Genomic DNA, 25,890 nt, shown 5'->3' on the forward strand with positions numbered 1-25,890 from the left:
CCGGATCAGCACCATGGAGTAGATGACCCACACGCCCCTGGTCCGACGGACCTAGGTCCCGGGACCGGGGCCCGCCGCACCCGCCTCACACCCCCTCGGCGCTCCGGCGCACCCGCAACGCCCGCTCCAGGTCGTCCAGTTGGTCCACGAGCCGGCGCCGGAGGGCGGGCAGCACATCGGTGCGCTCCAGGCACTGCCCGCCCAGGCGCAGCGTGTCCTCGTCGACGGCGAACACCGGGAACGCGTACCGTCCGGCGGCCTCGGCGATGGCGGGCCCGCGGCGGGCGGCGAGCGCCACCGCGTCCTCGAAGAACCGCGGCACGTACGTGCGGACGACCGCGTCCTGCTCGGGCTGCCAGAAGCCCTGCGCGGTCGCGGTGAACAGGTAGTTGGACAGCTCGTCGGAGCCGAACATCGCATCCCACGCCGCCCGCTTCGCGCCCGCGTCCGGCAGCGCCGCCCGGCAGCGCGCGGCCCCCTCCTGACCGGTCGCGCTCGGGTCCCTGCGGAGCTCGGCGGCGATGGCGTCCTCATCCGTCGCGCCGAGCACCGCCAGCCTGCCCAGGACCCGCCAGCGCAGCTCGGGGTCCAGTTCGGGCCCGCCCGGCACGGCCCCCTGCGACAGCCACGTCGTCAGCGGCTCCGGCTGCGTCGACGCGTCGATGAGCCCCCGCACCGCCACCAGCCGCAGCCCCGGGTGCGAACCGTCCTCCGTACGCCGGATCACGTCCTGGCACAGCGCGTCCAGGACCGCCAGGGCGGCGCCGCGGCCGTCCGGCGGGGTGTAGCGCCCGGCGACGACAGCCGACGCGAACGGCAGGACACCGGAGACGAGGGCCAGGTCGCTCTCCGCGGGCAGATGCGCCCGCGCCGCCGCCAGGAACACACCGGGCGCCAGATCGCCGTCGCGCACCATGTCCCGCAGCGTGTTCCACAGCACCGCCCGCGTCAGCGGGTCCGGCACCCCCGACAGGGACGTGAGGACGGTCTCCTGGGACACCGCGTCGAGCCGGATCTTCGCGTACGTCAAGTCGTGGTCGTTGGGCACGATCAGGGCGGGCCTGCCCCCGTCACGCGCCACCGGAGCCCCCTGCTCCGGCACGTCCGTCTCGTACCGCTCGCGCAGCACCAGCGCCTTCCCGTCCGACAGATCACGGTCGAACACCCCGACCGCCACCCGGTGCGGACGGCTGCCGTCCCGCTCCAGGGACAGCGTCCACTCCCGGCCGCCGTGTGTGACGGTCGGCGTGAACACGTCCACACCGGTCGTCCGCAGCCACGACCGCGCCCAGCCGTGCACGTCACGGTCCGTGGTCGAGGCGAGGTTGTCGATGAAGTCGGCGAGCGTGGCGTTGCCGAACCTGTGCCGCGCGAAGTGCGCGTTGATGCCCGCGAGGAAGTCCTTCTCGCCCAGCCACGCGACGAGCTGCCGCAGCGCGCTCGCGCCCTTGGCGTAGGAGATCCCGTCGAAGTTGAGCATCGCCGACGCCGTGTCGGGCACCGCGTCCGGATCCGGCGCCACGGGGTGCGTGGACGGGCGCTGGTCGGCGTCGTAGCCCCACGGCTTGCGGGCGACGGCGAAGTCGACCCAGGTGTCGGTGAAGCGCGTCGCCTCGCTCAGCGTCTGATAGCCCATGTACTCCGCGAACGACTCGTTCAGCCAGATGTCGTCCCACCACCGCAGCGTCACCAGGTCGCCGAACCACATGTGCGCCATCTCGTGCGCGACGACCATGCCGCGGAGCTGCCGCTCGGTATCGGTGACCGCCGAGCGGTACACGTAGTCGTCGCGGAAGGTGACCAGACCCGGGTTCTCCATGGCACCCGCGTTGAACTCGGGGACGAACGCCTGGTCGTAGGAGTCGAAGGGGTAGGGCTCGGTGAACTTCTCCTCGTACCGGTCGAAGCACGCCCGCGTGATGTCGAACAGCTCGTCGGCGTCGGCGTCCAGGTGCTGCGCCAGCGAACGACGGCAGTGCAGGCCGAAGGGCAGCCCCCGGTGCTCGGTGCGCACCGAGTGCCAGGGCCCCGCGGCGACCGCCACGAGATACGTCGAGAGCGGCGGCGTCGCGGCCGCCCGCCACTCGCCCCCGCCCACATGCTCGGTCACGCCGTTCGCGAGCACCGACCAGCCCTTGGGCGCCCGCACGCCGAGCTCGAACACCGCCTTCAGATCGGGCTGGTCGAAGGCCGCGAACACCCGCTGCACGTCCTCCATGAACAACTGTGTGTAGACGTACGTCTCACCGTCGCTCGGGTCCGTGAAGCGGTGCATGCCCTCGCCGGTGCGGGAGTAGCGCATCGACGCCTCGACCCGCAGCTCGTGCTCACCCGCCGTGAGCCCCCGCAGCGGCAGCCGGTTGTCGGCCAGGTCCGCGGGGTCGAGGGGAACGCCGTCGAGCGTGACGGAACGCAGGCGGGCGGGCTTCAGCTCGACGAAGGTGTCCCCGTCCGCGGCGGCCCTGAACGTGATCACCGTGCGGGAATCGAAGGTGTCCTCGCCGGTCGTGAGATCCAGGGCGATCTCGTACCGCCGGACATCGAGGAGCCGGGCTCGGGTCTGCGCTTCGTCGCGCGTCAGTACGGGCATCTGGCCATGGTGCCTGATCGGGCTGGGCGGCTGGCAGTGGGTGTCCCCACGCGCACCCGGCGCGCACAGCCCGCGAAGCGGCGCGCGCACCGCCGGGGCGCCCCCCGCCCCGCGCGGGCCACGACCTCAGCGGGCGCCGTCCGCGATGCTCTCGTGATGGCGGATGACCTCCGCGATGATGAAGTTCAGGAACTTCTCCGCGAACGCCGGATCGAGCTTCGCGTTCTCCGCCAGCTCCCGCAGCCGCGCGATCTGCCGGGCCTCCCGCGCCGGGTCGGCGGGCGGCAACTGATGGTTGGCCTTGAGGTGGCCGACCTGCTGCGTGCACTTGAAGCGCTCGGCGAGCATGTGGACGACGGCCGCGTCGATGTTGTCGATGCTGTCCCGCAGCCGCGAGAGCTCCGCGCGCACCGCGGGGTCCACGGCGTCCCCCGCACCGGCCCCGGCCGCGCCGCTGTCGTCACTGGTGTGGCGTGTGGTCATGGCAGCCGAGCCTACGTGCCCGCACCCCCGCCCCCCGAAGCGGCCGTGCCGTCGAACGAAGAGAGCGTCGGCGGCCGCTCCGGATCCGGCACCTGCTGCGACCAGCCACCCGGCACCGCCCGCCCCTGCTGCTCCCGGAACCGCACCGGCGCCATCCCGACACGACGCGTGAACAGTCGCGAGAAGTACGCCGGATCGTCATACCCCACCCGCCGCGCCACCGCGGCCACCGGCAGCTCCGTCGCCGCGAGCAGCTCCTTGGCCCGGCCCAGCCGGATGCCGAGGAGATAGTCCTTCGGACTGCACCCGGCGCCCCTGCGCACCGCCGTGCGCAGCTCCGCGGGCGTCATGCCGTGCCGGGCCGCGTGCTCCGTCACCGAAAGCGCCTTGAACGCGTCCCTGGCCAGGGACTGGAGCACCGGGTCCCCGTCCGGCGCGATGTCCGCCCGCGCCCGGCGCAACGCCACGAGCAGCTCGTGGACGGCCGCGCTCGTCTCGACCTCGAGCAGCGGATTGCCCCGCCGCGCGGCACGGGCGATGCGCCCGACGACGGCCCGCGCCCCGTCCGGGTCGGCGAGCGGCACCACCGGCCGGTCCGGCTCGATGTAGCCCAGCTCCGTGTACGTCGTCGTGGCGGGCCCCGTGAAGTCCACGAAGCACTCGTCCCAGCCCGTCTCCGGATCGGCGCCGTAGTGGTGCGGCACCCCCGGCGACAGCCAGATCAACGCGGGCGCCGTGACCGCCCTGCGGCGCCCGTCCGGCGCCCGGAACCAGCCGCTGCCCGAACTGATCACCAGGGCCACGTGGTGATCCAGGGCGCGGGGCCCCACGGCGGGCAGCGTGCCGTGCTGCAGGCCCACGCCCAGACAGACCAGGCCGAGGCGGTGATGGACCGGGCTCGGCGTGAAATACCGCATCCAGGTGTGGTACATCCGCTGCTGCCCCTCTCGTCCCCGCGCTCCGCCCGCCTCCGCGCCCGACGCGCCGACCGGCACCGGATCGCTGCGTCCAACCCGGCTCGATCTTTGTCCATGGACCGTGCCGCCCGCCAGAGGCAATCGTGGCCGCAGTGATGATCGGGAGGGACACGATGGACGCCAGGCACCACGTGGCAGACGACGGCACCGGCACGCGCGGCGACAGCTTCCGGGTGGGCGCGGACGACTTCGAACTCGACGGACGGCCGGTGCGGCTGCTCTCGGGGGCGCTGCACTACTTCCGGGTGCACGAGGCCCAGTGGGGGCACCGGCTCGCGATGCTGCGGGCCATGGGCCTCAACTGCGTCGAGACGTACGTCCCCTGGAACCTGCACGAACCCCGCCCCGGCGAACTCCACGACGTCACGGCCCTCGGCCGCTTCCTCGACGCCGCCCACGCCGCGGGCCTGTGGGCCATCGTCCGCCCCGGCCCCTACATCTGCGCCGAGTGGGACAACGGCGGCCTGCCGCACTGGCTGACCGCCGAGGCCGGCAGCCGCGTCCGCACCCGCGACGCGGCCTACCTCGCGCACGTCGAACGCTGGTTCGCCCGCCTCCTGCCCCAGGTCGTGTCCCGGCAACACGACCGCGGCGGCCCCGTGATCATGGTGCAGGTCGAGAACGAGTACGGCAGCTACGGCTCCGACCAGGTCTATCTGCGCCGCCTCACCGACCTCCTCCGCGCCCACGGCGTCACCGCGGAACTGTGCACCTCCGACGGCCCCGAGGACCACATGCTGACCGGCGGCAGCGTCCCCGGCGTCCTCGCCACCGTGAACTTCGGCTCCGCCGCCCGCGACGGCTTCGCCACCCTCCGCCGCCACCGCCCCAAGGGCCCCCTGATGTGCATGGAGTTCTGGTGCGGCTGGTTCGACCACTGGGGCGCCGAACCCGTCCTGCGCGACCCCGCCGACGCCGCGGCCGCCCTCCGCGAGATCCTCGACCTCGGCGCCTCCGTCAACCTCTACATGGCCCACGGCGGCACCAACTTCGCCGGCTGGGCGGGCGCGAACCGGGCCGGCGGCACCCTCCACGACGGCCGCCTGCAACCCGACGTCACCTCCTACGACTACGACGCGCCCATCGACGAACGAGGCCGCCCCACGGAGAAGTTCTGGCTCTTCCGCGACATCCTCGCCGCCTACGCCGACGGCCCCCTGCCCGAGGTCCCGGCCACCCCGGCCGCACTCGCCGCCCCCGCCACGACCCGCCTCACCGACCGGGTGCCCCTCGACACCCTCGCCGACCACCTCGGCACCCCCGAGACCGACCACGCCGTCCCACCCACCTTCGAGGAACTCGGCGTCGACCGCGGCCTGGTCCGCTACACCCTCGACCTGCCGGGACCCCGGCAGCCCTACCCCCTGTCCGTGCGCGGCCTGCGCGACCGCGCCGTCGCGTACGTCGACGGGACCCGGGCCGGAGTCCTCACCGAGGACACCCCCACCCTCCCCGACCCCGTCCCCGGGCCCGCCCGCGTGACCCTCTGGACCGAGTCGCTCGGCCGCGTCAACTACGGGCCCCGGCTCGGCGAGGCCAAGGGCATCACCGGGGGCGTCCTCCACGAACGGCAGTACGTGCACGGGGTGCGGGCCGTCGGGCTGCCCCTGGGCGCCTTCGACGACGCCGACGCCGTCCGCCGCCTGCCCACCGACACGGCGGCCCCCGGGGCGGCCGGGCTCTACCGCGGCACCCTCGACGTGCGCGGGCCCGGCGACGCCGCCCTCGAACTCCCCGGCTGGGGGCGCGGCTTCGCCTGGATCAACGGCTTCTGCCTCGGCCGCTACTGGAACGCCGGGCCGCAGCTCGCCCTCCATGTGCCCGGGCCCGTGCTGCGGGAGGGGACCAACGAGGTGTGGGTGCTCGAAGTCGAGGGGGAGGCGGGGGAGAGGCTGGTGCGGCTGACCTGACCTGCGCGGGGCGCCCCGGCCCCACCCTCTCCCCGAAACCGGGGGCCGCGCCCCCTGGACCTCCCTGGTCGGCGCGAAGCGGCGATTCGGCGCCAGGCTGTCCCACGCGACGGGGGCACCCACTCCGGTGCCCGGGGCGCAGCCCCGATTTCGGGAAGGGGTGGGACGGGGGAGCGCCCCCGCAAGGCCCCGCCGCACCCCTAACACCCACCCCGCCCCACCACCAAACTCCCCACCCCCCAATACCCCTTTCGGGTTTCGATCGTTGCGCTTTCCGGGCATGCCGTCCACCGTCCGTACAGGCTGGTGACCCCACCCGCACACCCGGAGGACAGCCATGAGCAGCCCCCCGCCCCTCGCCGGCGGACCCCGAGGCCCCGACGCCCTGCGGCCGCTGCTCGCCACGGTCCTCGACGTGCTGGCGGCCGGCGCCCAGGCCCGCGGCGGCCCCCTGCCGCCCGGCGGTCCGGGCGCCGTGGCGGCCAGGGTCGGACAGGCGGCGGGCGACCTCCTGCCGGAACACGGCACCGGCGCCGAGGAAGCGCTGCGCGCACTCGTGGGCGCCGTGGGCGAGGGCGCGGCGGACCCCGCGAACCCCCTGTGCGCCGCACACCTGCACTGCCCACCCCTGGCCCTCGCCGTAGCGGCCGACCTCGCCGCGTCCGCCCTGAACCCGTCCATGGACTCCTGGGACCAGGCCCCCGCCGCGTCCGCCCTCGAAGCACTCCTCACCGAGACGATCGCCACCGAAGTCCACGGCGACGGGGGCGACGCCCTCGTCACCACCGGCGGCACCGAGTCCAACCAACTCGCCCTCCTCCTGGCCCGCGAACAGGCCGCCGCCCACGGCCACCCCCTGCACCTCCTCGTCGGCGCCAACGCCCACCACTCCCTGCGCCGCGCCGCCTGGCTCCTCGGCCTGCCCGAGCCCGTCACCGTGCCCGCCCCCGCCGGCGTACTCGACCCGGCCGCCCTCGACGAGGCACTCAGTGAACTCCCCGGCGGGCGCGGCCACTTCCTCGTCACCGCCACCGCGGGCACCACCGACGCCGGCCTCATCGACCCCCTCACCGACATCGCCGACCTGTGCGCGAGCCACGGCGCCCGCCTGCACGTCGACGCCGCCTACGGCGCCGGCCTGCTCTTCAGCGACACCCGCCGGAACAAGCTCCACGGCCTCGACCGCGCCGACAGCGTCGCCCTCGACCTGCACAAACTCGGCTGGCAACCAGCGGCAGCCGGACTCCTCACCGTCCGCGACCCCGCCGACACCGCCGTCCTCACCCACCGCGCCGACTACCTCAACGCCGACGACGACACCGAAGCCGGACTGCCCGACCTCCTCGGCCGCTCCCTGCGCACCACCCGCCGCCCCGACGCCCTGAAGATCGCCGTCACCCTCAAGGCCCTCGGCCGCGCCGGGCTCGGTGACCTGGTCGACCAAGTCTGCGACCATGCGAGGGAGTTCGCCGACCTCGTCGCCGACCACCCCGGCTTCGAGCTGTACGACAAACCGGCCATCAGCACCGTCCTGTTCCGGCCCACCGACGCCGACGACGACCACATCGCCCGCGTACGGAGGAAACTCCTCGGCGACGGCACCGCCGTCCTCGGCCGCGCCCAGCTCGACGGCCGCCGCTGGCTCAAAGTGACGCTGCTCAACCCCTACACCCGCACCGAAGACCTCGCGGCCCTGCTCGCGCTCGTGGAAGGAGCCACTCCCCGATGACGGCGACGCCCGAACTGCCCGACCGGCCGCCCCAGGCGCCCACCGCCCCCACCGCACCCCGCGACCTGGTCGGCATCGGCATCGGCCCGTTCAACCTGTCCCTCGCCGCCCTCGCCCAGCCCCTGGAAGGACTCGACGCCGCCTTCTACGAACAGCGGCCCTCCTTCCACTGGCACCCCGGCCTCCTCATCGACGGCGCCACCCTCCAAGTCCCCTTCCTCGCCGACCTGGTGACCCTCGCCGACCCCGCGAACCCCTGGTCGTTCCTCAGCTACCTGCGCGCCCGCGAACGCCTCTTCCCCTTCTACTTCGCCGAGCGCTTCCACATCCAGCGCGCCGAATACGACGCCTACTGCCGCTGGGTCAGCGAGAACCTGCCCGCACTCCACTTCGGCCACCAGATCGACGCCGTCCGCTGGAACCCCGAACGGAACTTCTTCGAAGTCGACTTCACCCAGCTCGACGCCGACGGCGAAGCCGAAGCACTCGGCCGCACCCACGCCCGCAACATCGCCATCGGCGTCGGCACCGCACCCTACGTACCCGAACCCCTGCGGCCCCTCGCCGACGCCCCCACCGTCCCCGTCATCCACGCCGCCGACTACCTCCTGCACCGCGACCGCTTCCTCGCCGCCGACCACATCACCGTCATCGGCTCAGGACAGTCCGGCGCCGAAGTCTTCCTCGACCTGCTCCGGCACCGCCCACCCGGCGCCGAACGACTCCACTGGCTGGCCCGCACCCCCGCCTTCGCCCCCATGGAGTACTCCAAGCTCGGCCTGGAACACTTCACCCCCGACTACACCCGCTACTTCCACGCCCTGCCCGAACCCGTCCGCGACCGCCTCGTCCCCGGCCAGTGGCAGCTCCACAAAGGCATCGACACCGACACCATCGCCGCCATCCACGACGAGCTGTACCAACGCACCCTCCACGGCGGCTGGCCCGACGCCACCCTCACCCCCGGCGTCGCCGTCCGCACCGCGGGACGCGTCGGCGCCACCCGCGTCGAACTCCACCTCGAACACCTCGAACAGGGCAGCCGCTCCCGCATCACCACCGACGCCGTCATCCTCGCCACCGGCTACCAGGAACGCCCCCTCGACCAACTCCTCGCCGGGCTCGACCCCTACATGCGCCGCGACTCCTCCGAGCGCCCCCGCATCGACGAGCAGTACCGCCTCGTCCTCGACCCCTCCGTCACCGGCACCGGCAGCAACATCTACGTCCAGAACGCCGAACGCCACACCCACGGCGTCGGCGCCCCCGACCTCGGCCTCGCCGCCTGGCGCAGCGCCACCATCCTCAACACCCTCACCGGCAAGAACCCCTACCCCCTGCCGGACCGCACCGCCTTCACCAGCTTCGGCCTCGCCGACCCCCGCCCCCGCACCCCGGACCGGCCCACCACCACCCACCCCAACCTCGTACGCCTCAAGAACTGACCCCGCGCCGCTTCACCCTCGCCCCCGGCGCACCCAGCTCCCTGAGCGCACCCACCGGCGCCACCACCCGCCGCGACCGGGGGCACGACCACACGGCCACACCCCCGGCCACCGACGCGTCCAACGGATGCGACGCCGGATGATCCGGACACTCCGGCCACGTCGCGGGCAACAACTGCGCGGCCAGCGCCTCCACCGCCCAGTCCTTCACCTGCTCCGCCAGACTCGCCACCTGCTCCGCCGGACCCGCGTACTCCGGCACCGAGACCCCCACCCCCGAACCATCGGCCTCGTACAGCACGACCAACGGCTCGTCGTCGAAGTCCAACTCCTCACGGACGATCGGCTGCACCGCACACGTCGCCTTCAGATCGCGCTCCACGACGGCCAGCGCCACGGCCAGTTCCTCGTTCATACGGCCGAGGCTAGACCTCAGAACACCGGCGTGCCCTCACGGGTCAGCCGCCAGCCCACCGCCGCGAACTCCGCCGGATCCACCGTCCCCTTCGCCTTCACCCACGAAATGATCGTGTTGCGGATCTCGTCGGAATTCGCCCACACCTGCTTCGCCGCCGCCACATGCGGGAAATTGCCGCCACCACTCGCCCGGTAATTGTTCACCGCGAGCACGAACTCCGCCTTCGGATCGAGATCCTTCCCTTCGAACCGCAGATTCGTGATGCGGGACCCGGCCGGCCGCGCGATGTCGATGTCGTACGTCACTCCGTACAGCGCGTCGTAGTTGTAGTCCGGAATGCTGTCCGCGTTCGTCAGCTTCGCCGGATCCACCGGGGCACCCACCGCCGTCCGCACGTAATAGCGCGCCGAGAACTCCAGATAGTCCTTCAACTGCGCACCCGTGATCAGCCGCGCCTCCAGGGTGTTCTCGAACGGATACAGGCCCGCCGCGTCCCGGATCGTCACCTCACCCGCCGGGATCTTCGCCGTCCGCGAGAAGCACGACGCCTGCGAGAGGACCGGCAGCTTCGCGTACGCTCCGCCCGCGAGCGCCGCCCGCACCGTCTCCGCCTGCACATGACTGATCAGATCGATGATCGCGACATCCTTGTACGGGCCCTCGGCCGTGCTCATCGCCTCCTTCGAGATACCGATGACCTGGTTCACGTACGCCACGACCTTCTTGTGCTCGTCCCCGAGCAGCCGCGTGATCCGCCGGTCCTCCGCCGCGGTGTTGGAGTTCAGGACCTTCGCCCCCGCCTTCACCACCCGCCAGCGGCCCTTCGACCACTCCACGTCGAAGTCGAACAGCGTGAGGCGCTGCCCCCACTTCAACGGCTCCGACAGCACCACCTTCCTGCCCGTCTCCTTGTTCTCCACCAGATACTCGGGAATCTCCGTGTGCGCGTGCCCCACCAGAATCGCGTCGATCCCCGGCACCTGCTCCGCCACCAACGCCGCCGCGTTCTCGATGTACGGCAACTGATCCCCGTACGACGACGTACCACTCGACCCCGAATGCGCCGACACGATCACCACGTCCGCACCCATCGAACGCAGCCGCGGCACCCACTTCGCCGCCTGCTCCTCAAGCCCCGGGAACGTCATCTTCCCCTGGACGTTCGCCCTGTCCCAGATCGCTATCCCCGGATTCGTCAGACCGAGCACCGCGACCCGCACATCACGGCCGTGCGGAGTGCGAAGGCGGTGCATGCTGTACGGCGCGAACGCGGGCCGCTGCGTCTTCGCGTCCAGCGCGTTCGCGCCGAGCAACGGGAAGTCGCACTGCTCCTCGAACTTCCGCAGCACCGGAATGCCGTAGTTGAACTCGTGATTTCCCAGCGCCGCCGCGTCGTAGCCGATCGCGTTCATCGCCTGCGCCATCGGATGCACCGGACCCCGCGCGGCCGTGATCGGGTCGACCTTCGCGTAGTAGTACGACAGCTGGGTGCCCTGGATCGTGTCGCCCGCGTCGATGAGCAGCGTGTTCCGACGCCCCTTCTCCTTGCGGACCTCGTTCACCAGCGTGGAGATCTTCGCCAGGCCCACGTCGTTGTGGTCCTTGTCGTCGAACTCCTTGTCCGTGAAGTAGTCCCAGTTGAAGACATTGCCGTGCAGATCGGTCGTGCCCATCACCGTGAACGAGTAACGCCGAGGCCGCTTGCCCGGACGGGCCGCGCCCGGCGCCACGGCCGCGGCCGCCGGCGCCACCGCCGCACCCGCGAGCGCCACCCCCGCACCCGTCGCGGCGGACCGACCCAGGAACTTCCTGCGGTTCAGTGGCATCTCGGCTTCCTCCAACACGTCGTACGACATCGGCGAACAGGGTTAACGCGCGTAGATTCTGACCCGCCCGAACGCCTGGCGACAGACCCGCCAGGTTTCGATCCGATGACTGTCCGCCACCCCCCACCGATGCGAGAGTGGGCCCATGACCACCGACGAGCCGCAGCAGAGCGTCCCCTACGGCACCCCCGAAGCCCCCCGCCTCGCCGTCCGCGGCGAAGCCCACCTCGAAGTCGACCCCGAGATCGCCCGCATCGGCATCACCGTCAGCGCCCGCGGCACCGACCGCCGCGACGCCCTCGCCGACCTCACCCGCCGCAACGCCACCGTCATCGACCTCGTCAAGACCTACGGCGAAGCCGTCGAACGCGTCGAGACCGGCTCCTTCTCCATCACCCCCGAACTCACCAAACGCGGCAAGGGCGAACGCGTCCGCACCTACCACGGCCGCGTCCACATCACCGCCGAACTCAGCGACTTCACCGCCCTCGGCGAACTCACCACCCGCATCGCCGACTTGGACCTCACCCACGTCAACGGCCCCTGGTGGTCCCTGCGCCCCGACTCACCCGCCCACCGCCGCGCCCGCCAGGAAGCGGTCAAGGAAGCCGTCCAGCGCGCCCGCGAATACGCCGACGCCCTCGGCACCGCCCTCGCCGCCCTCGTCGAGATCGCCGACATCGGCGCGGACAACGCTCCCTACCCGCCGTTCGGCGGCGGCCCCGCCGCCCCCGGCATGGCCCGCGCCGCCTACGGAGGCGCCCCCGAAGCCGCCGCCCCCCTCGACCTCGAACCCCAACGCCAGTCCGTCTACGCCCAGGTCAACGCGCGCTTCACCATGAACCCGCCGCGCCTGTGACCACCACGGCACTCCACCACGCTGAGCAACCGCAACCATCGCAACTGTGACTCCCCGACGTCCCGTTGACCTCTGAACGCGCTCATCAGAGCGAGCACGCGCACACTTCAACACTTGTCAAGACCCTTTCATGCAAAGGTCGTTGAGTAGTCACGCGCAGCCAAACCTCTACCCGCCAGTAAGGCCTAGGCTCGAAGCATGCGCCGAGCGAAAATCGTTTGCACCCTGGGACCCGCCACCGACACCTACGACCAGATCAAGGCCCTGGTCGAGGCCGGAATGGACGTGGCACGCTTCAACCTCAGCCACGGCTCCTACGCCGACCACGAGGAGCGCTACCAGCGCGTGCGCAAGGCCGCCGACGAGCTCGGCCGCAGCGTCGGCGTCCTCGCCGACCTTCAAGGCCCGAAGATCCGCCTCGGACGCTTCCACGAAGGACCCGTACTCCTCGAACGCGGCGACGGGTTCACCATCACCGTCGAACCCGACACCCAGGGTGACCGCCAGCTCTGCGGCACCACCTACGCCGGCCTCGCCGACGACGTCACCCCCGGCGAGCGCATCCTCGTCGACGACGGCAAGGTCACCCTCGAAGTCACCGCCGTCGAAGGCCCCCGCGTCACCACCACCGTCATCGAAGGCGGCATGGTCTCCGACCACAAGGGCCTCAACCTCCCCGGCGTCGCCGTCTCCGTCCCCGCGCTCTCCGACAAGGACGAGGCCGACCTCCGCTGGGCCCTGAACACCGGCTTCGACGTCATCGCCCTCTCCTTCGTCCGCAGCGGGCGCGACATCCAGGACGTGCACCGCATCATGGACGAGGAGAACCGCCGCCTCCCCGTCATCGCCAAGGTCGAAAAACCCCAGGCCGTCGACAACATCGACGACATCGTCGCCGCCTTCGACGGCATCATGGTCGCCCGCGGCGACCTCGGCGTCGAAATGCCCCTGGAACAGGTCCCGATCGTCCAGAAGCGCGCCATCAAACTCGCCAAGCGCAACGCCAAGCCGGTGATCGTCGCCACCCAGATGCTCGACTCGATGATCGACAACTCCCGGCCCACCCGCGCCGAGGCCTCCGACGTCGCGAACGCCGTCATCGACGGCACCGACGCCGTGATGCTCTCCGGCGAGACCAGCGTCGGCAAATACCCCATCGAGACCGTCCGCACCATGGCCCGCATCGTCGAAGCGGCGGAAGAGGACATCCTCGCCAAGGGCCTGCCCCCGCTCACCGAACGCAGCAAGCCCCGCACCCAGGGCGGCGCCGTCGCCCGCGCCGCCGCCGAGATGGGCGACTTCCTCGGCGCCAAGTTCCTCGTCGCCTTCACCCAGTCCGGCGACACCGTCCGCCGCCTCTCCCGCTACCGCTCACCCATCCCCCTCCTCGCCTTCACCCCCGTCGCCGCCACCCGCTCCCAGCTCAACCTCACTTGGGGCGTGGAGACCTTCCTCGGCCCGCACGTCGAGTCCACCGACGCGATGGTCCAGCAGGTCGACGAGCAGCTCCTCAAGATCGGCCGCTGTCAGAAGGGCGACATCGTCGTCATCACGGCCGGCTCACCCCCCGGCGTGGCGGGCTCCACCAACCTGGTCCGCGTCCACCGCATCGGTGAGGACGACAGTACGCGGTAGCGGGAGGGACGGGGTCAGTACTTCGGGCCCACGTGGGTGTCCATGAGGGCTACGGAGGCTTTGCGGGCGACGGAGATGTTGTACGGGTTGCCGTGGCGGGTGCAGTGCGTCCAGATGACACCGAGTGTGTCGAGAGTGTCGGTGTAGAGCTGACGGATGTCGTCGGACTTGTTGGTGAAGAAGTACCGGGGGTACTCGTAGCGCTTGCGCTCACCGGCGACGAGCCGGGTGGTCCAGTTCGTGAGGCGGCAACCGTCGGAGTGGATGAGCCCCCGGACGAACTCCCACGGGTGGGCGTCGACGGTCTCCTGTTGCCAGGGTTCGAGGGCGATGGTGCGGTCGTGCTTTTTGCCGGGGCCGTGCTGCGGGAACAGGCACGGCCAGTGCTTGCTGGAGCTGGTGACGTACTGGCAGCCCTGCCGCTGGACGCGGCACACCTTGTTGGCGGGACACACGCGCCTCATTGCTTCCATGCAAGCGTCGATCAGGCCCGGCCAGTCGTCTGCACACGCGATGCGTAGGTAGTAGACGCCCCGGCGATGATGGTTGACGCAGCCGTCGCCGAGATAGAGACCCAGTAAGTAGGCGTACGCGGCCTCGTCAAGATCGCGGCCGTCGCAGCGCGGGCAAAGCGGGATCGGTTTGCCCGGACACTCGCCTCGTTTCGCGCGGTCCAGGTGCCGCCAATAGCTGATGGTGCCAGCGGGCACGTTCAGCTTGCGTGCCACGTCCGCATTGCGGGCGCCGCCGCGCAGCAGGGTCAGCGCCTTCTGTCGCACGTCTGTGCCGTGGAAGTTCATGCGACCACTCTGTGCTACTGCTCGTGGCGCCATGTAGCAGAATGCGGAGGTTCACGGGAACGTGTACCTCCGCTATTACCTGCAAGTGCCCGGTGTGGGATTCGAACCCACATGCCCAAAGGGCACGGCATTTTGAGTGCCGCGAGTCTGACCAGTTCCTCCAACCGGGCAGGGTGGGGGCGCTGTGCGCTGCCGGAAGCATACCGGGTCTCCGTGCGGCGTCGCAGCTAGGTACCCTGACGAGGCAGTGCACCTGCCATGAACGAGGAGCCCCCGTGACCACCCCCGAGTCGCCCGAGCCCGCTGACGTGTCCGACGAGCAGTCGCACGTGCCGCCGCTGACGACCCGTGTCGTCATCGCCGAGGACGAGGCCCTCATCCGGCTCGACCTCAAGGAGATGCTGGAGGAGGAGGGCTACACCGTTGTCGGTGAGGCCGGTGACGGTGAGAAGGCGATCGAGCTCGCCCGTGAGCACAAGCCGGACCTCGTCATCCTGGACGTGAAGATGCCCGTCCTCGACGGCATCTCCGCGGCGGAGAAGATCGCCGAGGAGTCCATCGCCCCGGTGCTCATGCTCACCGCGTTCTCCCAGCGCGACCTGGTCGAGCGGGCCCGCGACGCCGGTGCCATGGCGTACCTGGTGAAGCCGTTCAGCAAGAGCGACGTGGTGCCTGCCATCGAGATGGCGGTGTCCCGCTTCACGGAGCTGAAGGCCCTGGAGCAGGAGGTCGCGGACCTCACCCAGCGCCTGGAGACCCGCAAGCTGGTGGACCGCGCGAAGTCGATTCTCCAGACGGAGTACGGCCTGACGGAGCCCGCCGCCTTCCGCTGGATCCAGAAGACGTCGATGGACCGCCGCCTGTCGATGCAGCAGGTCGCGGAGGCGGTCATCGAGGACGCGGAGGAGAAGAAGGCAGCGAAGGGCTAGGCCCCGTAAGGGGCGCGGGGAACTGCGCGACCGGCCCCCACAGGCCGGTACCCGAAGAACCGACGAAGAGGGCGGTCACCCCGACACCGGGGTGACCGCCCTCTTCGCTGCTCAGGGACCAGGGGCCAGGTCAGTCCTCGCCCAGATAGGCCTTGCGGACCGACTCGTCGTGCAGCAGGTCCTGCCCCGTACCGGACAGCACGATGTTGCCGACCTCCATGACGTGACCTTGGTCCGCGAGGGACAGCGCGGCCTGGGCGTTCTGCTCGACGAGCAGGATGGTGGTGCCCTGGGCCTTGAGTTCGCTGATGGTCTGCATGATCTTCTGCATCATGATCGGCGAGAGCCCCATGGAGGGTTCGTCGAGCATGAGGAGCTTGGGCCGGGACATCAGGGCGCGCCCCATGGCGAGCATTTGTTGTTCGCCGCCGGAGAGGGTGCCCGCGGCTTGCTTGCGGCGTTCTCCGAGGATGGGGAAGAGGTCGTAGGCGCGTTGGATGTCTTTCTCGATGCCTGCCTTGTCGTCGCGGAGGTAGGCGCCGAGCTGGAGGTTCTCGGTGATGGTGAGCCGGGGGAAGATGTGTCGGCCTTCGGGTGAGTGGGCGAGGCCGAGTGCGACGATCTTGTGGGCGGGGATGCCGTTGAGCGGCTGCCCGTCGAACATGATCTTTCCGGCGAGTGGTTTGAGGAGGCCGGAGAGGGTGCGCAGGGTGGTGGTCTTGCCGGCGCCGTTGGTGCCGATGAGGGTGACGACCTGCCCGGCTTCGACGCTGAAGGAGATGCCCTTGACGGCTTCGATCTTGCCGTAGGCGACCCTGAGGTCCTCGACCTCGAGCAGTGTGGTCACAGGCTCTTTCCTTCCGAACCGGTGGTGCGGGTACCGGAGTTGTCGGTACCGGTGGTGCCCGGCGCGTCGTCCGGTTCGTCGCTCGGCGCGTCGCTCGGCGCGGTCGCCGCTTCGGCTTCCGCCTCGGCCGCTTCGACCTCGGCGACTTCCGCGGCGCCGGGGGCGCCTTCGAAGGGGGTGCCGAGGTAGGCGGCGACGACGCGTTCGTCGGCCTGGACGGTTTCGGAGGTGCCTTCGACGAGTTTCTCGCCCTGGACGAGGACGGCGACGCGGTCGCAGAGGTTGAAGATGAACCGCATGTCGTGCTCGATGACGAGGACGGCGATGCCTTGGTCGCGGATGGCGAAGACGAGTTCTTCGGCGGCGCGGGTTTCTTGCGGGTTCATGCCCGCGGTGGGCTCGTCGAGGAGCAGGAGGCCGGGTTCGCTGGCGAGTGCGCGGGCGATTTCGAGCTTGCGTTGTTCGCCGTAGGGGAGGTTGCGGGAGAGGTGGTCGGCCTTGTGGGCGAGGCCGATGAATTCAAGGAGCTCCATGGCCCGTGCGTGGGAGGCGGCCTCGGCTTTCTTGAATCCGGGGCCGCGGAGCAGCGCCGACCAGAGGCCTTCCTTGGTCCTGGTGTGGCGTCCGACGAGGACGTTTTCCAGGACGGTCATGTTGGCGAAGAGCCGGATGTTCTGGAAGGTGCGGGCGATGCCGGCGTCGGTGACGAGGTGGGGTTTGGCGGGCAGGACGGTGCCCTTGTAGGAGACCTTGCCCTCGGTGGGGACGTAGAGGCCGGTGAGGCAGTTGAAGAAGGTGGTCTTGCCGGCGCCGTTGGGTCCGATGAGGCCGACGATTTCGCCGCTGTTGACGGTGAGGTCGACGGAGCGGACGGCGGTGAGGCCGCCGAAGCGCATGGTGACGCCGCTGGCTTCGAGGACGGTGGTGGTGGTTGTGGTGGTCATGGTGGTCACGCCCCCGCCTTGCTGGCGCCGACGGTTCCTTCGGGGAGTTTCTGTGCGTCGGGTACGTCGAGCTGGTCGGTCTCGTGGTATTCGAGCTGGGCGCGCTTGTTGGCGACGAGGCCTTCGGGCCTGAAGCGCATGAGCAGGATGAGTGCGAGGCCGAACAGCAGGAGTTGGTAGTCCTCGAGGAACTGGAGTTTGGCCGGGATGAGGTAGAGCAGGGCCGCGCCGATGAGGGGTCCGCTGATGGTGCCCATGCCGCCGAGGATGACGGCGGCGAGCAGGAAGGCGGAGTTCGGGGGCACGGTGTTGGCGAAGAGGTACTGCTCGGGGGTGATGCTGTAGGAGACGTGTGCCTGGACGGTGCCGGCGAATCCGGCGAGGGTGGCGCCGAGGGCGAAGGCGATGAGCTTGACGCGGAAGCCGTTGATGCCCATGGCGGTGGCGGCGGTCTCGTCCTCGCGGATGGCGACCCAGGCGCGGCCGATGCGGGATTCCCCGGAGCGGCGGAAGACGAGGACGACGACGGCGGTGAAGAACAGCATCAGCAGGTAGTAGTTGGCGGGCCTGCTGAGGGTGAAGCCGAGGACTTCGTGTTCGACGCCGAGGTTCCAGCCGAGGATCTCCAGGTCGGGGATGTTGGGGATGCCCTGGGCGCCGTTGGTGAGGTCGGGGCCCGCGCTGCCGTTGAGGTTGTTCATGGTGATGCGGAAGATCTCGCCGAAGCCGAGGGTGACGATGGCGAGGTAGTCGCCGCGCAGCCGCAGGGTGGGGGCGCCGATGACGATGCCGAAGACGAGGGATGCGGCGGCGCCGGTGAGTACGGCGGCCCAGAAGGGGAATTTGACGTCGAAGGTGGAGGCGGGCGATCCGGAGACGAGGGCGGCGGTGTAGGCGCCGACGCCGAGGAAGGCGACGTATCCGAGGTCGAGGAGTCCGGCGAGGCCGACGACGACGTTCAGGCCGAGGGCGACGGTCGCGAAGATGAGGATGTTGACGCCGATGAGGGCGTAGCTCGCGTCGCTCTGGGTGAAGGGGAACATGGCCGCGGCGATGATCGCCGCGGTCAGGGTGACGTTGCGGTGCTTGGCGGTGAGCGCGTTGAGCCGGGGGATGAGGCCTGCCCGGTTGAGCGCGGTGGCGCCGAGGACGGTGGTGATGAGGAAGCCGATGAAGAGTTCGGAGTAGGCCTCGATGCCGTACGCGAAGACGTAGAGGCCGATGCCGAAGGAGGCGGCGATGATGAGGATCTCGACCCAGTCGGGCAGGGTCTTGGCGCGCTTGGGCGCGGGTGCTTTGAGGCTGGCGCGGAAGCGTTCCCAGTGGTTCTGGTGGGGTTCGTCGGCGGGCAGGTCGGAGGGGAGTCCGAGTGCGCCGATGGTGGCGACGAGTGCGCCGATGCCGGAGATCCAGGCGCCGGGTTCGAGGTTGACGATGCCGCCGAGGTGCTCGGCGATGGCGCCCATGGTGTAGCCGGTGGAGCCGAGGACGCCGAGGCTGAGCAGGACGACGGGGCTGTTGGTGCCGCCGGGGGTGAGCCAGCCGAGGCCTCGGATGCCCTGCCCGGAGAGGGCGAAGAGGAGGGTGAGGGCGGCGCCGACGAGGGTGATGATCTGGAGGCCGCCGGGGTAGCCGGTGACGGTGAGGTCGCCGGGGAAGGCGGTGGTCCAGGTCCAGGCGAGGAAGGTGCCGATGAGGGCCGCGGCGGATCCCGCGTAGACGGCGATGCGGGCGATGTGGGGCGGGAGGGGGAGGGTGGAGGTGGGGAGGGCGGCGGGGGTCTTGGCCGTGCCGCTGGTGCTCCCCGTGCTTCCCGGGTTCCCGGAGTTCTTGGTGGTGTCGGTGGTCATGGGTATCACGCCCGATCCGCGACGCGTTCGCCGAGCAGGCCTTGTGGCCTCAGGAGCAGGACGAGGATGAGGAGGGCGAAGGCCCACACGTCCTTCCAGGCGCCGCCGCCGAACTGTTCCATGCCGGGTACGTCGGCCATGTAGCCGGTGGCGAGGGCTTCGGCGACGCCGAGGACGATGCCGCCGAGCATGGCGCCGTAGATGTTGCCGATGCCGCCGAGTACGGCTGCGGTGAAGGCCTTGAGGCCCATGATGAAGCCCATTTTGAAGCCGACCTGGCCGTTGTGGAGGCCGTAGCCGACGGCTGCGATGGCGGCGAACGCGGCACCGATGGCGAAGGCCATGACGATGATGCGGTCGGTGTTGATGCCCATGAGCTTGGCGGTGTCGGGGTCCTGCGCGGTGGCCTGCATGCCGCGGCCGGTGCGGGTCTTGTTGACGTAGTAGGCGAGGGCGAGCATGCACAGCGGGGCGGCGAGGATGAGGAAGAAGTCGCCGCGTTGGATGTCGGCGCCGAATATGTGCACGGGGTCGCCGCTGAACTGCGGGAACGTGCGGTCCTTCTTGGCTTCGGGGTACCACTTCCAGACGGCCTGCTGGAGCAGGATGGACAGGCCGATGGCGGTGATGAGGGGTGCCAGGCGTGGGGCGCCGCGCAGGGGGCGGTAGGCGAAGCGTTCCGCCGCGGTGCCGACGGCGACGGAGACGATGATGCCGCCGATGATCATGAGGGGGATGGCGGTGAGCAGGGAGAATCCGTCGGGGAGCCACAGGAAGACGGTGAGGGCGCCGAAGCCCCCGACCATGAAGATCTCGCCGTGGGCGAAGTTGATGAGCTGGACGATTCCGTAGACCATCGTGTAGCCGATCGCGATGAGACCGTACATCGCGCCGAGGATGAGTCCATTGGCCAGCTGTTGCGGCAGTTCGTTCACCGCAGGGCCTCCGTTGGTTCGGATATGGCACCGCGCGGGAGCGCTGGTAGCGCTTCCCGCGCGGTCTTGAGTCAATGGGTGTGCGTGGGATTTACCGGGGCTTGTATGCCTCGCTGAACTTCGACTCCCACTTGTTGTTCTTGATCTCGTACGCGGTCATCATCGTGTTCGTCGTGTCGCCGTACTCGTCGAAGGAGACGCTGCCGGTGACGCCGTCGAACTTGACCTTGCTCATGCTGGCGAGGACCTTCTCGCGAGCGTCGTCGGGGAGCTTTCCGTCGTTCTCGGAGACGGCGATCTTCACGGCTTCGATGATTGCCCAGGTGGCGTCGTAGGTGCCGCCGCCGTAGGCCTCCATGTTTTCCTTGTAGTTCTTGTTGTATTCCGTGATGAACTTCTTCGCGGAGGGGAGTTCCTCGACGGGTTTGCCGACGGAGGTGGCGAGGTCGCCTTCGGCCTTCTTGTTGAGCTTCGGGAACTCTTCGCTCTTCATGCCGTCGCCGCCCATGAGGGGGATGTCGGCGCCGGATTCCTTGAGCTGCTGGCTGAGCGGTGCCGCGGCGGGGTACTCACCGCCGTAGTAGACGGCCTGGGCGCCCGTGCCCTTGACCTTGGAGGCGACGGACTTGAAGTCGCGGTCCTCGGGGTTGACGTGGTCGGTGCCGACGATCTTGCCGCCGAGGTCGGTGAACGTGTCTTTGAAGGACGCGGCGAGGCCGGCGCCGTAGGTCTTCTGGTCGTCGATCAGATAGACCTTCTTGATCTTCGCCTTCTGGAACAGGTACTGGGCGGCGAACTGGCCCTGGACCTGGTCGGTGGTGGCGGTGCGGAAGAAGGTCTCGAACTGGCGCTTCCTGTCGCCCTTCTTCCAGCCGTCGCCCTGGGTCAGTTCGGTGCCGGTGTTGGCGGGCGAGACCTGGGTGAGGTCGGCGTCGTTGAGGGGTTTCTGCATCGACTGGGAGACGCTGGAGTTCAGCGGGCCGATGACGCCGATGACGTCCTTGTTGCTGATGAACTTCTGGGCGTTCGTGCCGCCGACGGAGGGCTGGGCCTGGTCGTCGAGGGGCTGGAGCTTGAACTCGACGCCGTCGACCGTGTTCTCCTTGTTGGCGGTCTTGACGGCGAGTTCGGCGGAGTTGCGCATGCCGATGCCGAGGGCGGAGAGGTCACCGGTGAGCGGGGCGTCGAAGCCGATGGTGACGGTGGTCTTGTCGCCGCCGTTGTCGCTGGAGTCCTTGTCCTTGTCGCGCGACCCGCAGGCGGTGAGGGTGAGTGCCCCCGTGGTCAACACCGTGGTGAGGATGAGCGCGGAACGGTTTCGCACGATGGGTCCTTTCCCTGGCGCGGTCCCCTCTGCGGAGGAGCCGTGAAGATCGCCGGGCCGTACTGGTGGTGGTACCGGGCCGTGCAATTCAGTTCGCGCCCGGCGGCGCGGTGACTGGCCGTGACTCTAAGGGGGCAATTGATCCAGGTGGAGTGGTCGGGCCAAGGCTGTGACGCTCTTGTTATGACACGGAGTATTCCGCGCTGGAACGCAGGGGTCGGTTGTGGCGGAATATGTACGCTTCGGCAGATGTCGCCCCCGGAAACCGGCAGGACCGTTAAGCGGTTTCGCTCATGACAGCCGTGTTCGGGGCGTATGTGGAGTCGAGCGCCCGGAAATGATCTTTTGCGTTGCGTGGCGTGCTTCCGGCGGGTCGCGAGGAGATTGCGCGCGCATTACGCAGCGTTACTCCGACAAAAAGGGAGCCCGACATTCCGTGCCACTTTTCCGCTTTCGCGAATGTGCGCGGTCAGGAGTGTTTTTGCGTAGCACTCCTGTTTTTGAGGTGAAGACCACGGTGTGCGCACGGCCGCGCCTGGGTGCGCACGGCCGACTCTGGTGCGGCGCGCTCTGGATACGGTTGGTGACGACTCGTGTCCGCTATCCGGGCGGCGGCGGGGCGGGGGGTCGGTTCCCTCGGGCCGTACGGGGGCGGGGAGTTGGGCGGGGCAGGGGCCGGCGGAACGGGCGGAGCGGGCGCGTCCGCCCGGGCGCTACCAGGGATTGCCGCCGGGGCCGCCGTCGCGATAGCGAACGGCGCACTTCTCCCGTGCCTGGCGCTGCATCAGTTTCCGGCCCGCGGCGGCCCCGTGGCGCTCGCGTTCGGCCCGCGCGGCCTTCAGGACGTCCAGGAGGATCGTGTACTGGCCGTTCGACAGGCCCATGTTCTGGTAGTCGCCGTAGGGCTCCTTGCCCAAGTCGTAGACGTCGCGCCCCCACTTGACGATGAGGATCGCGCACAGGTCCGCGGGGGAGGTGGTGCGCGCGGCGGGGGACTGCGGTGTACGGGAGGCGTGGCCGTGGGCGGCGCCCGGGTCGGAGCAGCCGGCGGCGACGGGCAGGGCGCAGAGGGCGGCGGCGAGGGCGAGCGCGCGGCGGAGCCTGCTGGGCCTCATGCGGCGACGCTAGGGCGGGGGCGCCCGCTCCGGCAACGCCCGGGCGCCCCCTTGTGACGCGAGGTTCCAGACCCGAGGCCCTGGCTGTGATCGAGTTTCCAGACCCGAGGCCCCGGCCTCAAGCCTCGGACATCGGACCCCGGAACCCGGACCTCGGACCACGAACTTCAGACCTCGGACCTCGGACCTCAGGCCGGGGAGTCGCCCTCCGCCCCTGCGATGCCGGGCATCGCGTCGACCGGCCGCAGCAGGCACGTCAGGCGCGCGGTGCACACCCGCTTGCCGTCCTCGTCGCTGATGACGATCTCGTACGTCGCCGTGGACCGCCCCCGGTGCACCGGCGTGGCCACGCCCGTGACCAGGCCCGAGCGGGCGCCCCGGTGGTGCGTGCAGTTGAGGTCGACGCCCACGGCGATCTTCGTGCTGCCGCCGTGCAGCATCGAGCCGACCGAACCGAGCGTCTCGGCGAGGACCGCGGACGCGCCGCCGTGCAGCAGGCCGTAGGGCTGGGTGTTGCCCTCGACGGGCATGGTGCCGACCACGCGGTCGGCGGCCGCCTCCAGGATCTGCACACCCATGCGCCGGCCGAGGTTCCCGGCGGAGAACAGGGCGGGCAGGTCCACGCCGAGCGCGGCGTACTCGTCGATGACCTCTTGCGGGAACTTCGTCGTGTGCTGCTCACCCATCGGGCCGTGCTCCGTTCGTCGACGACACCTGACAACAACCGCGGCGGCCGCCGAGGCGGCGCGCCGGTCGCTGAGCGAACGCTCAGTCGGTCGCCGATTGTTCCAGGCGTACGACCACGGACTTGCTGGCGGGGGTGTTGCTGGTGTCGGCCGTGGCGTCCAGCGGCACCAGCACGTTGGTCTCCGGGTAGTACGCGGCCGCGCAGCCGCGCGCCGTCGGGTAGAGCACGACACGGAAGCCCGGCGCGCGCCGCTCGACGCCGTCCTGCCACTCGCTGACCAGGTCGGTGTACGAGCCGTCGGCGAGGCCGAGCGCGCGGGCGTCGTCGGGGTTGACCAGGACGACGCGGCGGCCGTTCCTGATGCCTCGGTAGCGGTCGTCGAGGCCGTAGATCGTGGTGTTGTACTGATCGTGGGAGCGCAGGGTCTGGAGCAGCAGGCGCCCCTCGGGCAGGGCCGGGTACTCGACGGGCGCGGCCGTGAAGTTGGCCTTGCCGGTGGCCGTGGGGAAGCGGCGCTCGTCTCGCGGGGCGTGCGGAAGGGCGAAGCCGCCCGGATGCGCCACGCGGGCGTTGAAGTCCTCGAAGCCGGGGACCACGCGTGCGATGCGGTCGCGCACCGCGGCGTAGTCCTTCTCGAACTCCTCCCAGGGCGTGGCCGACTCCGGGCCGAGGACGCGCCGGGCGAGGCGGCACACGATGGCGGGCTCGGACAGCAGGTGCGGGCTCGCCGGGGCGAGGCGTCCGCGCGAGGCGTGCACCATGCCCATGGAGTCCTCGACCGTCACGAACTGCTCGCCGCTGCCCTGCAGGTCGCGCTCGGTGCGGCCGAGGGTCGGCAGGATCAGGGCTCGCGCACCGGTGACCGCGTGCGAGCGGTTGAGCTTCGTCGACACGTGCACCGTGAGCCGGGCGCGGCGCATCGCCGCCTCCGTGACCTCCGTGTCGGGCGACGCGGACACGAAGTTGCCGCCCATCGCGAAGAACACCTTCGCGTCGCCGTCGCGCAGCGCCCGGATGGCACGGACGACGTCCAGGCCGTGGTGGCGCGGCGGCGCGAAGCCGAACTCCTTCTCCAGGGCGTCGAGGAACGCGGGCGCGGGCCGCTCGAAGATGCCCATCGTGCGGTCGCCCTGCACGTTGGAGTGGCCGCGCACCGGGCACACGCCCGCGCCGGGCCGTCCGATGTTGCCCCGCAGGAGCAGGAAGTTGACGACCTCGCGGATCGTGGGCACCGCGTGCTTGTGCTGGGTGAGGCCCATCGCCCAGCACACCACCGTGCGCTTCGAGGCGAGCACCATGCGCAGGGCCTCCTCGATGCGGGCGCGGTCCAGGCCGGTCGCCGTCAGCGTCTCGTCCCAGTCGGCGGCGCGCGCGGCGGCGGCGAACTCCTCGTACCCGTGGGTGTGTTCGCGTACGAACTCCTCGTCCACCGCTCCCGCTGTCTCCAGGACGAGTTTGTTGAGGAGGCGGAAGAGGGCCTGGTCGCCGCCGAGGCGGATCTGCAGGAACAGGTCGGTGAGTGCGGTGCCCTTGAGCATGCCCTGGGGGGTCTGCGGGTTCTTGAAGCGCTCCAGGCCCGCCTCGGGCAGCGGGTTCACCGTGATGATCTTCGCGCCGTTGTGCTTCGCCTTCTCCAGGGCGGAGAGCATGCGCGGGTGGTTCGTGCCCGGGTTCTGCCCGGCGACGATGATCAGGTCCGCCTTGTAGAGGTCTTCGAGGAGGACGCTGCCCTTGCCGACGCCGAGGGTCTCCGTGAGGGCCGAGCCCGACGACTCGTGGCACATGTTCGAGCAGTCGGGGAGGTTGTTCGTGCCGAGCTCGCGGGCGAAGAGCTGGTACAGGAACGCCGCTTCGTTGCTGGTGCGTCCCGAGGTGTAGAAGAGTGCCTCGTCGGGGGAGCCGAGGGCGGCCAGCTCCTCGGCGACGATGTCGAAGGCCCGCTCCCACGGCACCGCCTCGTAGTGGTCGGAGCCCTCCGCCAGATACATGGGGTGGGTGAGGCGGCCCTGCTGGCCCAGCCAGTACCCGCTGCGCGTGGCGAGGTCGGAGACCGGGTGCGCGGCGAAGAAGTCCGGGGTGACCCGGCGCAGCGTCGCCTCCTCCGCGACCGCCTTCGCGCCGTTCTCGCAGAACTCCGCCTTGTGCCGGTGCTCCGGCTCGGGCCAGGCGCAGCCGGGGCAGTCGAAGCCGTCCTTCTGATTGACGCGCAGGAGGGTCAGCGCCGTGCGCCGCACGCCCATCTGCTGCTGCGCGACGCGCAGGGTGTGACCGATGGCGGGCAGCCCGGCCGCGGCGTGCGGGGCGTCCGTGACCTGCGGCGCGTCCTGGACCGGATCACCCTTGGGCGGCTTGCTTGCCATGGCCTGCTCCTCTTCGAGCGCATGCGTGACGTAGGTCTCCGATCCTCCCACGCAGGGCTGACACGGCCTCCGGCCGGGCCGCGGATGGCCGGAGTGTCAGTGGGGCGTGGCAGGATCGGGTGCGTGGCAGAAACAGCAGCGAAGAAGAAGTCCGCGGCCCTCGAGAAGACGGCGAAGACGGCGAAGAAGGCGACCCCGGCCGGCGGCGGGCGTCCGCGCCTGCTCC

General features: G+C 70.3%; 20 protein-coding genes and 1 tRNA gene. 6 read left to right on the forward strand and 15 right to left on the reverse strand.

Annotation, left to right across the window (positions count from 1 at the left end; all coding sequences use genetic code 11):
• Positions 1–85: 85 nt before the first annotated feature.
• From pepN to QUY26_RS30135, 3 genes are all read right to left on the reverse strand, one after another.
• Positions 86–2,590 carry an aminopeptidase N gene (gene pepN, locus QUY26_RS30125; RefSeq protein WP_289952105.1) on the reverse strand — a complete coding sequence of 835 codons (2,505 nt, stop codon included), beginning with the start codon at positions 2,588–2,590 and terminating at the stop codon, positions 86–88.
• Between the two features lie 126 nt (positions 2,591–2,716).
• The gene (locus QUY26_RS30130; protein ID WP_289952107.1) at positions 2,717–3,073 is read right to left on the reverse strand and encodes a chorismate mutase; all 357 of its coding nucleotides are present in this window, start codon (positions 3,071–3,073) and stop codon (positions 2,717–2,719) included.
• A gap of 11 nt (positions 3,074–3,084) precedes the next feature.
• Entirely contained in the window at positions 3,085–4,005 is a 921-nt protein-coding gene (locus tag QUY26_RS30135; RefSeq protein WP_289952109.1) for a helix-turn-helix domain-containing protein, read from the reverse strand.
• A gap of 158 nt (positions 4,006–4,163) precedes the next feature.
• Here QUY26_RS30135 and QUY26_RS30140 point away from each other — a divergent pair, with 158 nt between their 5' ends.
• From QUY26_RS30140 to QUY26_RS30150, 3 genes are all read left to right on the forward strand, one after another.
• Positions 4,164–5,960: a glycoside hydrolase family 35 protein gene (locus QUY26_RS30140; protein WP_289952110.1), complete on the forward strand. Its 1,797-nt coding sequence runs from the start codon at positions 4,164–4,166 to the stop codon at positions 5,958–5,960.
• Between the two features lie 337 nt (positions 5,961–6,297).
• A complete protein-coding gene (locus QUY26_RS30145) occupies positions 6,298–7,689 on the forward strand; it encodes a pyridoxal phosphate-dependent decarboxylase family protein (RefSeq protein WP_289952111.1) in 1,392 nt (463 codons plus the stop codon).
• A complete protein-coding gene (locus QUY26_RS30150) occupies positions 7,686–9,134 on the forward strand; it encodes a lysine N(6)-hydroxylase/L-ornithine N(5)-oxygenase family protein (RefSeq protein WP_289952112.1) in 1,449 nt (482 codons plus the stop codon). The genes QUY26_RS30145 and QUY26_RS30150 overlap by 4 nt, the downstream gene beginning before the upstream one ends.
• Here QUY26_RS30150 and QUY26_RS30155 read toward each other — a convergent pair.
• Complete coding sequence (locus QUY26_RS30155) at positions 9,124–9,549, reverse strand: hypothetical protein (RefSeq protein WP_289952113.1); 426 nt, start codon at positions 9,547–9,549, stop codon at positions 9,124–9,126. The two genes, QUY26_RS30150 and QUY26_RS30155, sit on opposite strands and share 11 nt — an antisense overlap.
• A 17-nt stretch (positions 9,550–9,566) precedes the next feature.
• On the reverse strand, positions 9,567–11,378 hold the full coding sequence (locus tag QUY26_RS30160) for a bifunctional metallophosphatase/5'-nucleotidase (protein WP_289956174.1): 1,812 nt from the start codon (positions 11,376–11,378) through the stop codon (positions 9,567–9,569).
• A 145-nt stretch (positions 11,379–11,523) separates the two neighbouring features.
• Between QUY26_RS30160 and QUY26_RS30165 the strand changes: the two genes are divergently transcribed.
• On the forward strand, positions 11,524–12,237 hold the full coding sequence (locus QUY26_RS30165) for an SIMPL domain-containing protein (protein ID WP_289952115.1): 714 nt from the start codon (positions 11,524–11,526) through the stop codon (positions 12,235–12,237).
• A gap of 198 nt (positions 12,238–12,435) precedes the next feature.
• Complete coding sequence (pyk, locus tag QUY26_RS30170) at positions 12,436–13,872, forward strand: pyruvate kinase (protein WP_289952117.1); 1,437 nt, start codon at positions 12,436–12,438, stop codon at positions 13,870–13,872.
• Between the two features lie 14 nt (positions 13,873–13,886).
• On the opposite strand, the gene QUY26_RS30175 is transcribed toward pyk, so the two are convergent.
• Both QUY26_RS30175 and QUY26_RS30180 read right to left on the reverse strand, forming a co-directional pair.
• Complete coding sequence (locus QUY26_RS30175; protein ID WP_289952118.1) at positions 13,887–14,672, reverse strand: helix-turn-helix domain-containing protein; 786 nt, start codon at positions 14,670–14,672, stop codon at positions 13,887–13,889.
• An 86-nt stretch (positions 14,673–14,758) separates the two neighbouring features.
• Positions 14,759–14,842, reverse strand: a tRNA-Leu gene (locus QUY26_RS30180).
• 105 nt (positions 14,843–14,947) lie between these two features.
• Here QUY26_RS30180 and QUY26_RS30185 point away from each other — a divergent pair.
• Positions 14,948–15,601 carry an ANTAR domain-containing response regulator gene (locus tag QUY26_RS30185; protein WP_030362911.1) on the forward strand — a complete coding sequence of 218 codons (654 nt, stop codon included), beginning with the start codon at positions 14,948–14,950 and terminating at the stop codon, positions 15,599–15,601.
• A gap of 130 nt (positions 15,602–15,731) precedes the next feature.
• Here QUY26_RS30185 and QUY26_RS30190 read toward each other — a convergent pair whose 3' ends face one another.
• From QUY26_RS30190 to QUY26_RS30225, 8 genes are all read right to left on the reverse strand, one after another.
• Complete coding sequence (locus QUY26_RS30190; protein ID WP_030362912.1) at positions 15,732–16,448, reverse strand: ABC transporter ATP-binding protein; 717 nt, start codon at positions 16,446–16,448, stop codon at positions 15,732–15,734.
• Positions 16,445–17,401, reverse strand: coding sequence for an ABC transporter ATP-binding protein (locus QUY26_RS30195; RefSeq protein WP_289952127.1), 957 nt, complete (start codon positions 17,399–17,401; stop codon positions 16,445–16,447). The genes QUY26_RS30190 and QUY26_RS30195 overlap by 4 nt, the downstream gene beginning before the upstream one ends.
• Positions 17,398–19,242: a branched-chain amino acid ABC transporter permease gene (locus tag QUY26_RS30200; protein WP_289952128.1), complete on the reverse strand. Its 1,845-nt coding sequence runs from the start codon at positions 19,240–19,242 to the stop codon at positions 17,398–17,400. The genes QUY26_RS30195 and QUY26_RS30200 overlap by 4 nt, the downstream gene beginning before the upstream one ends.
• A 5-nt stretch (positions 19,243–19,247) precedes the next feature.
• On the reverse strand, positions 19,248–20,177 hold the full coding sequence (locus QUY26_RS30205) for a branched-chain amino acid ABC transporter permease (RefSeq protein WP_289952129.1): 930 nt from the start codon (positions 20,175–20,177) through the stop codon (positions 19,248–19,250).
• 91 nt (positions 20,178–20,268) lie between these two features.
• A complete protein-coding gene (locus QUY26_RS30210) occupies positions 20,269–21,501 on the reverse strand; it encodes a branched-chain amino acid ABC transporter substrate-binding protein (protein WP_289952131.1) in 1,233 nt (410 codons plus the stop codon).
• A 713-nt stretch (positions 21,502–22,214) separates the two neighbouring features.
• On the reverse strand, positions 22,215–22,616 hold the full coding sequence (locus tag QUY26_RS30215) for a hypothetical protein (RefSeq protein ID WP_289952133.1): 402 nt from the start codon (positions 22,614–22,616) through the stop codon (positions 22,215–22,217).
• Between the two features lie 188 nt (positions 22,617–22,804).
• Positions 22,805–23,302: a PaaI family thioesterase gene (locus QUY26_RS30220; RefSeq protein ID WP_289952134.1), complete on the reverse strand. Its 498-nt coding sequence runs from the start codon at positions 23,300–23,302 to the stop codon at positions 22,805–22,807.
• Between the two features lie 82 nt (positions 23,303–23,384).
• Positions 23,385–25,664, reverse strand: coding sequence for an FdhF/YdeP family oxidoreductase (locus tag QUY26_RS30225; protein WP_289952136.1), 2,280 nt, complete (start codon positions 25,662–25,664; stop codon positions 23,385–23,387).
• Positions 25,665–25,890: the final 226 nt, after the last annotated feature.

The organism is Streptomyces flavofungini, assembly GCF_030388665.1.
In the GTDB taxonomy this organism is placed as follows: Bacteria; Actinomycetota; Actinomycetes; order Streptomycetales; family Streptomycetaceae; genus Streptomyces; species Streptomyces flavofungini_A.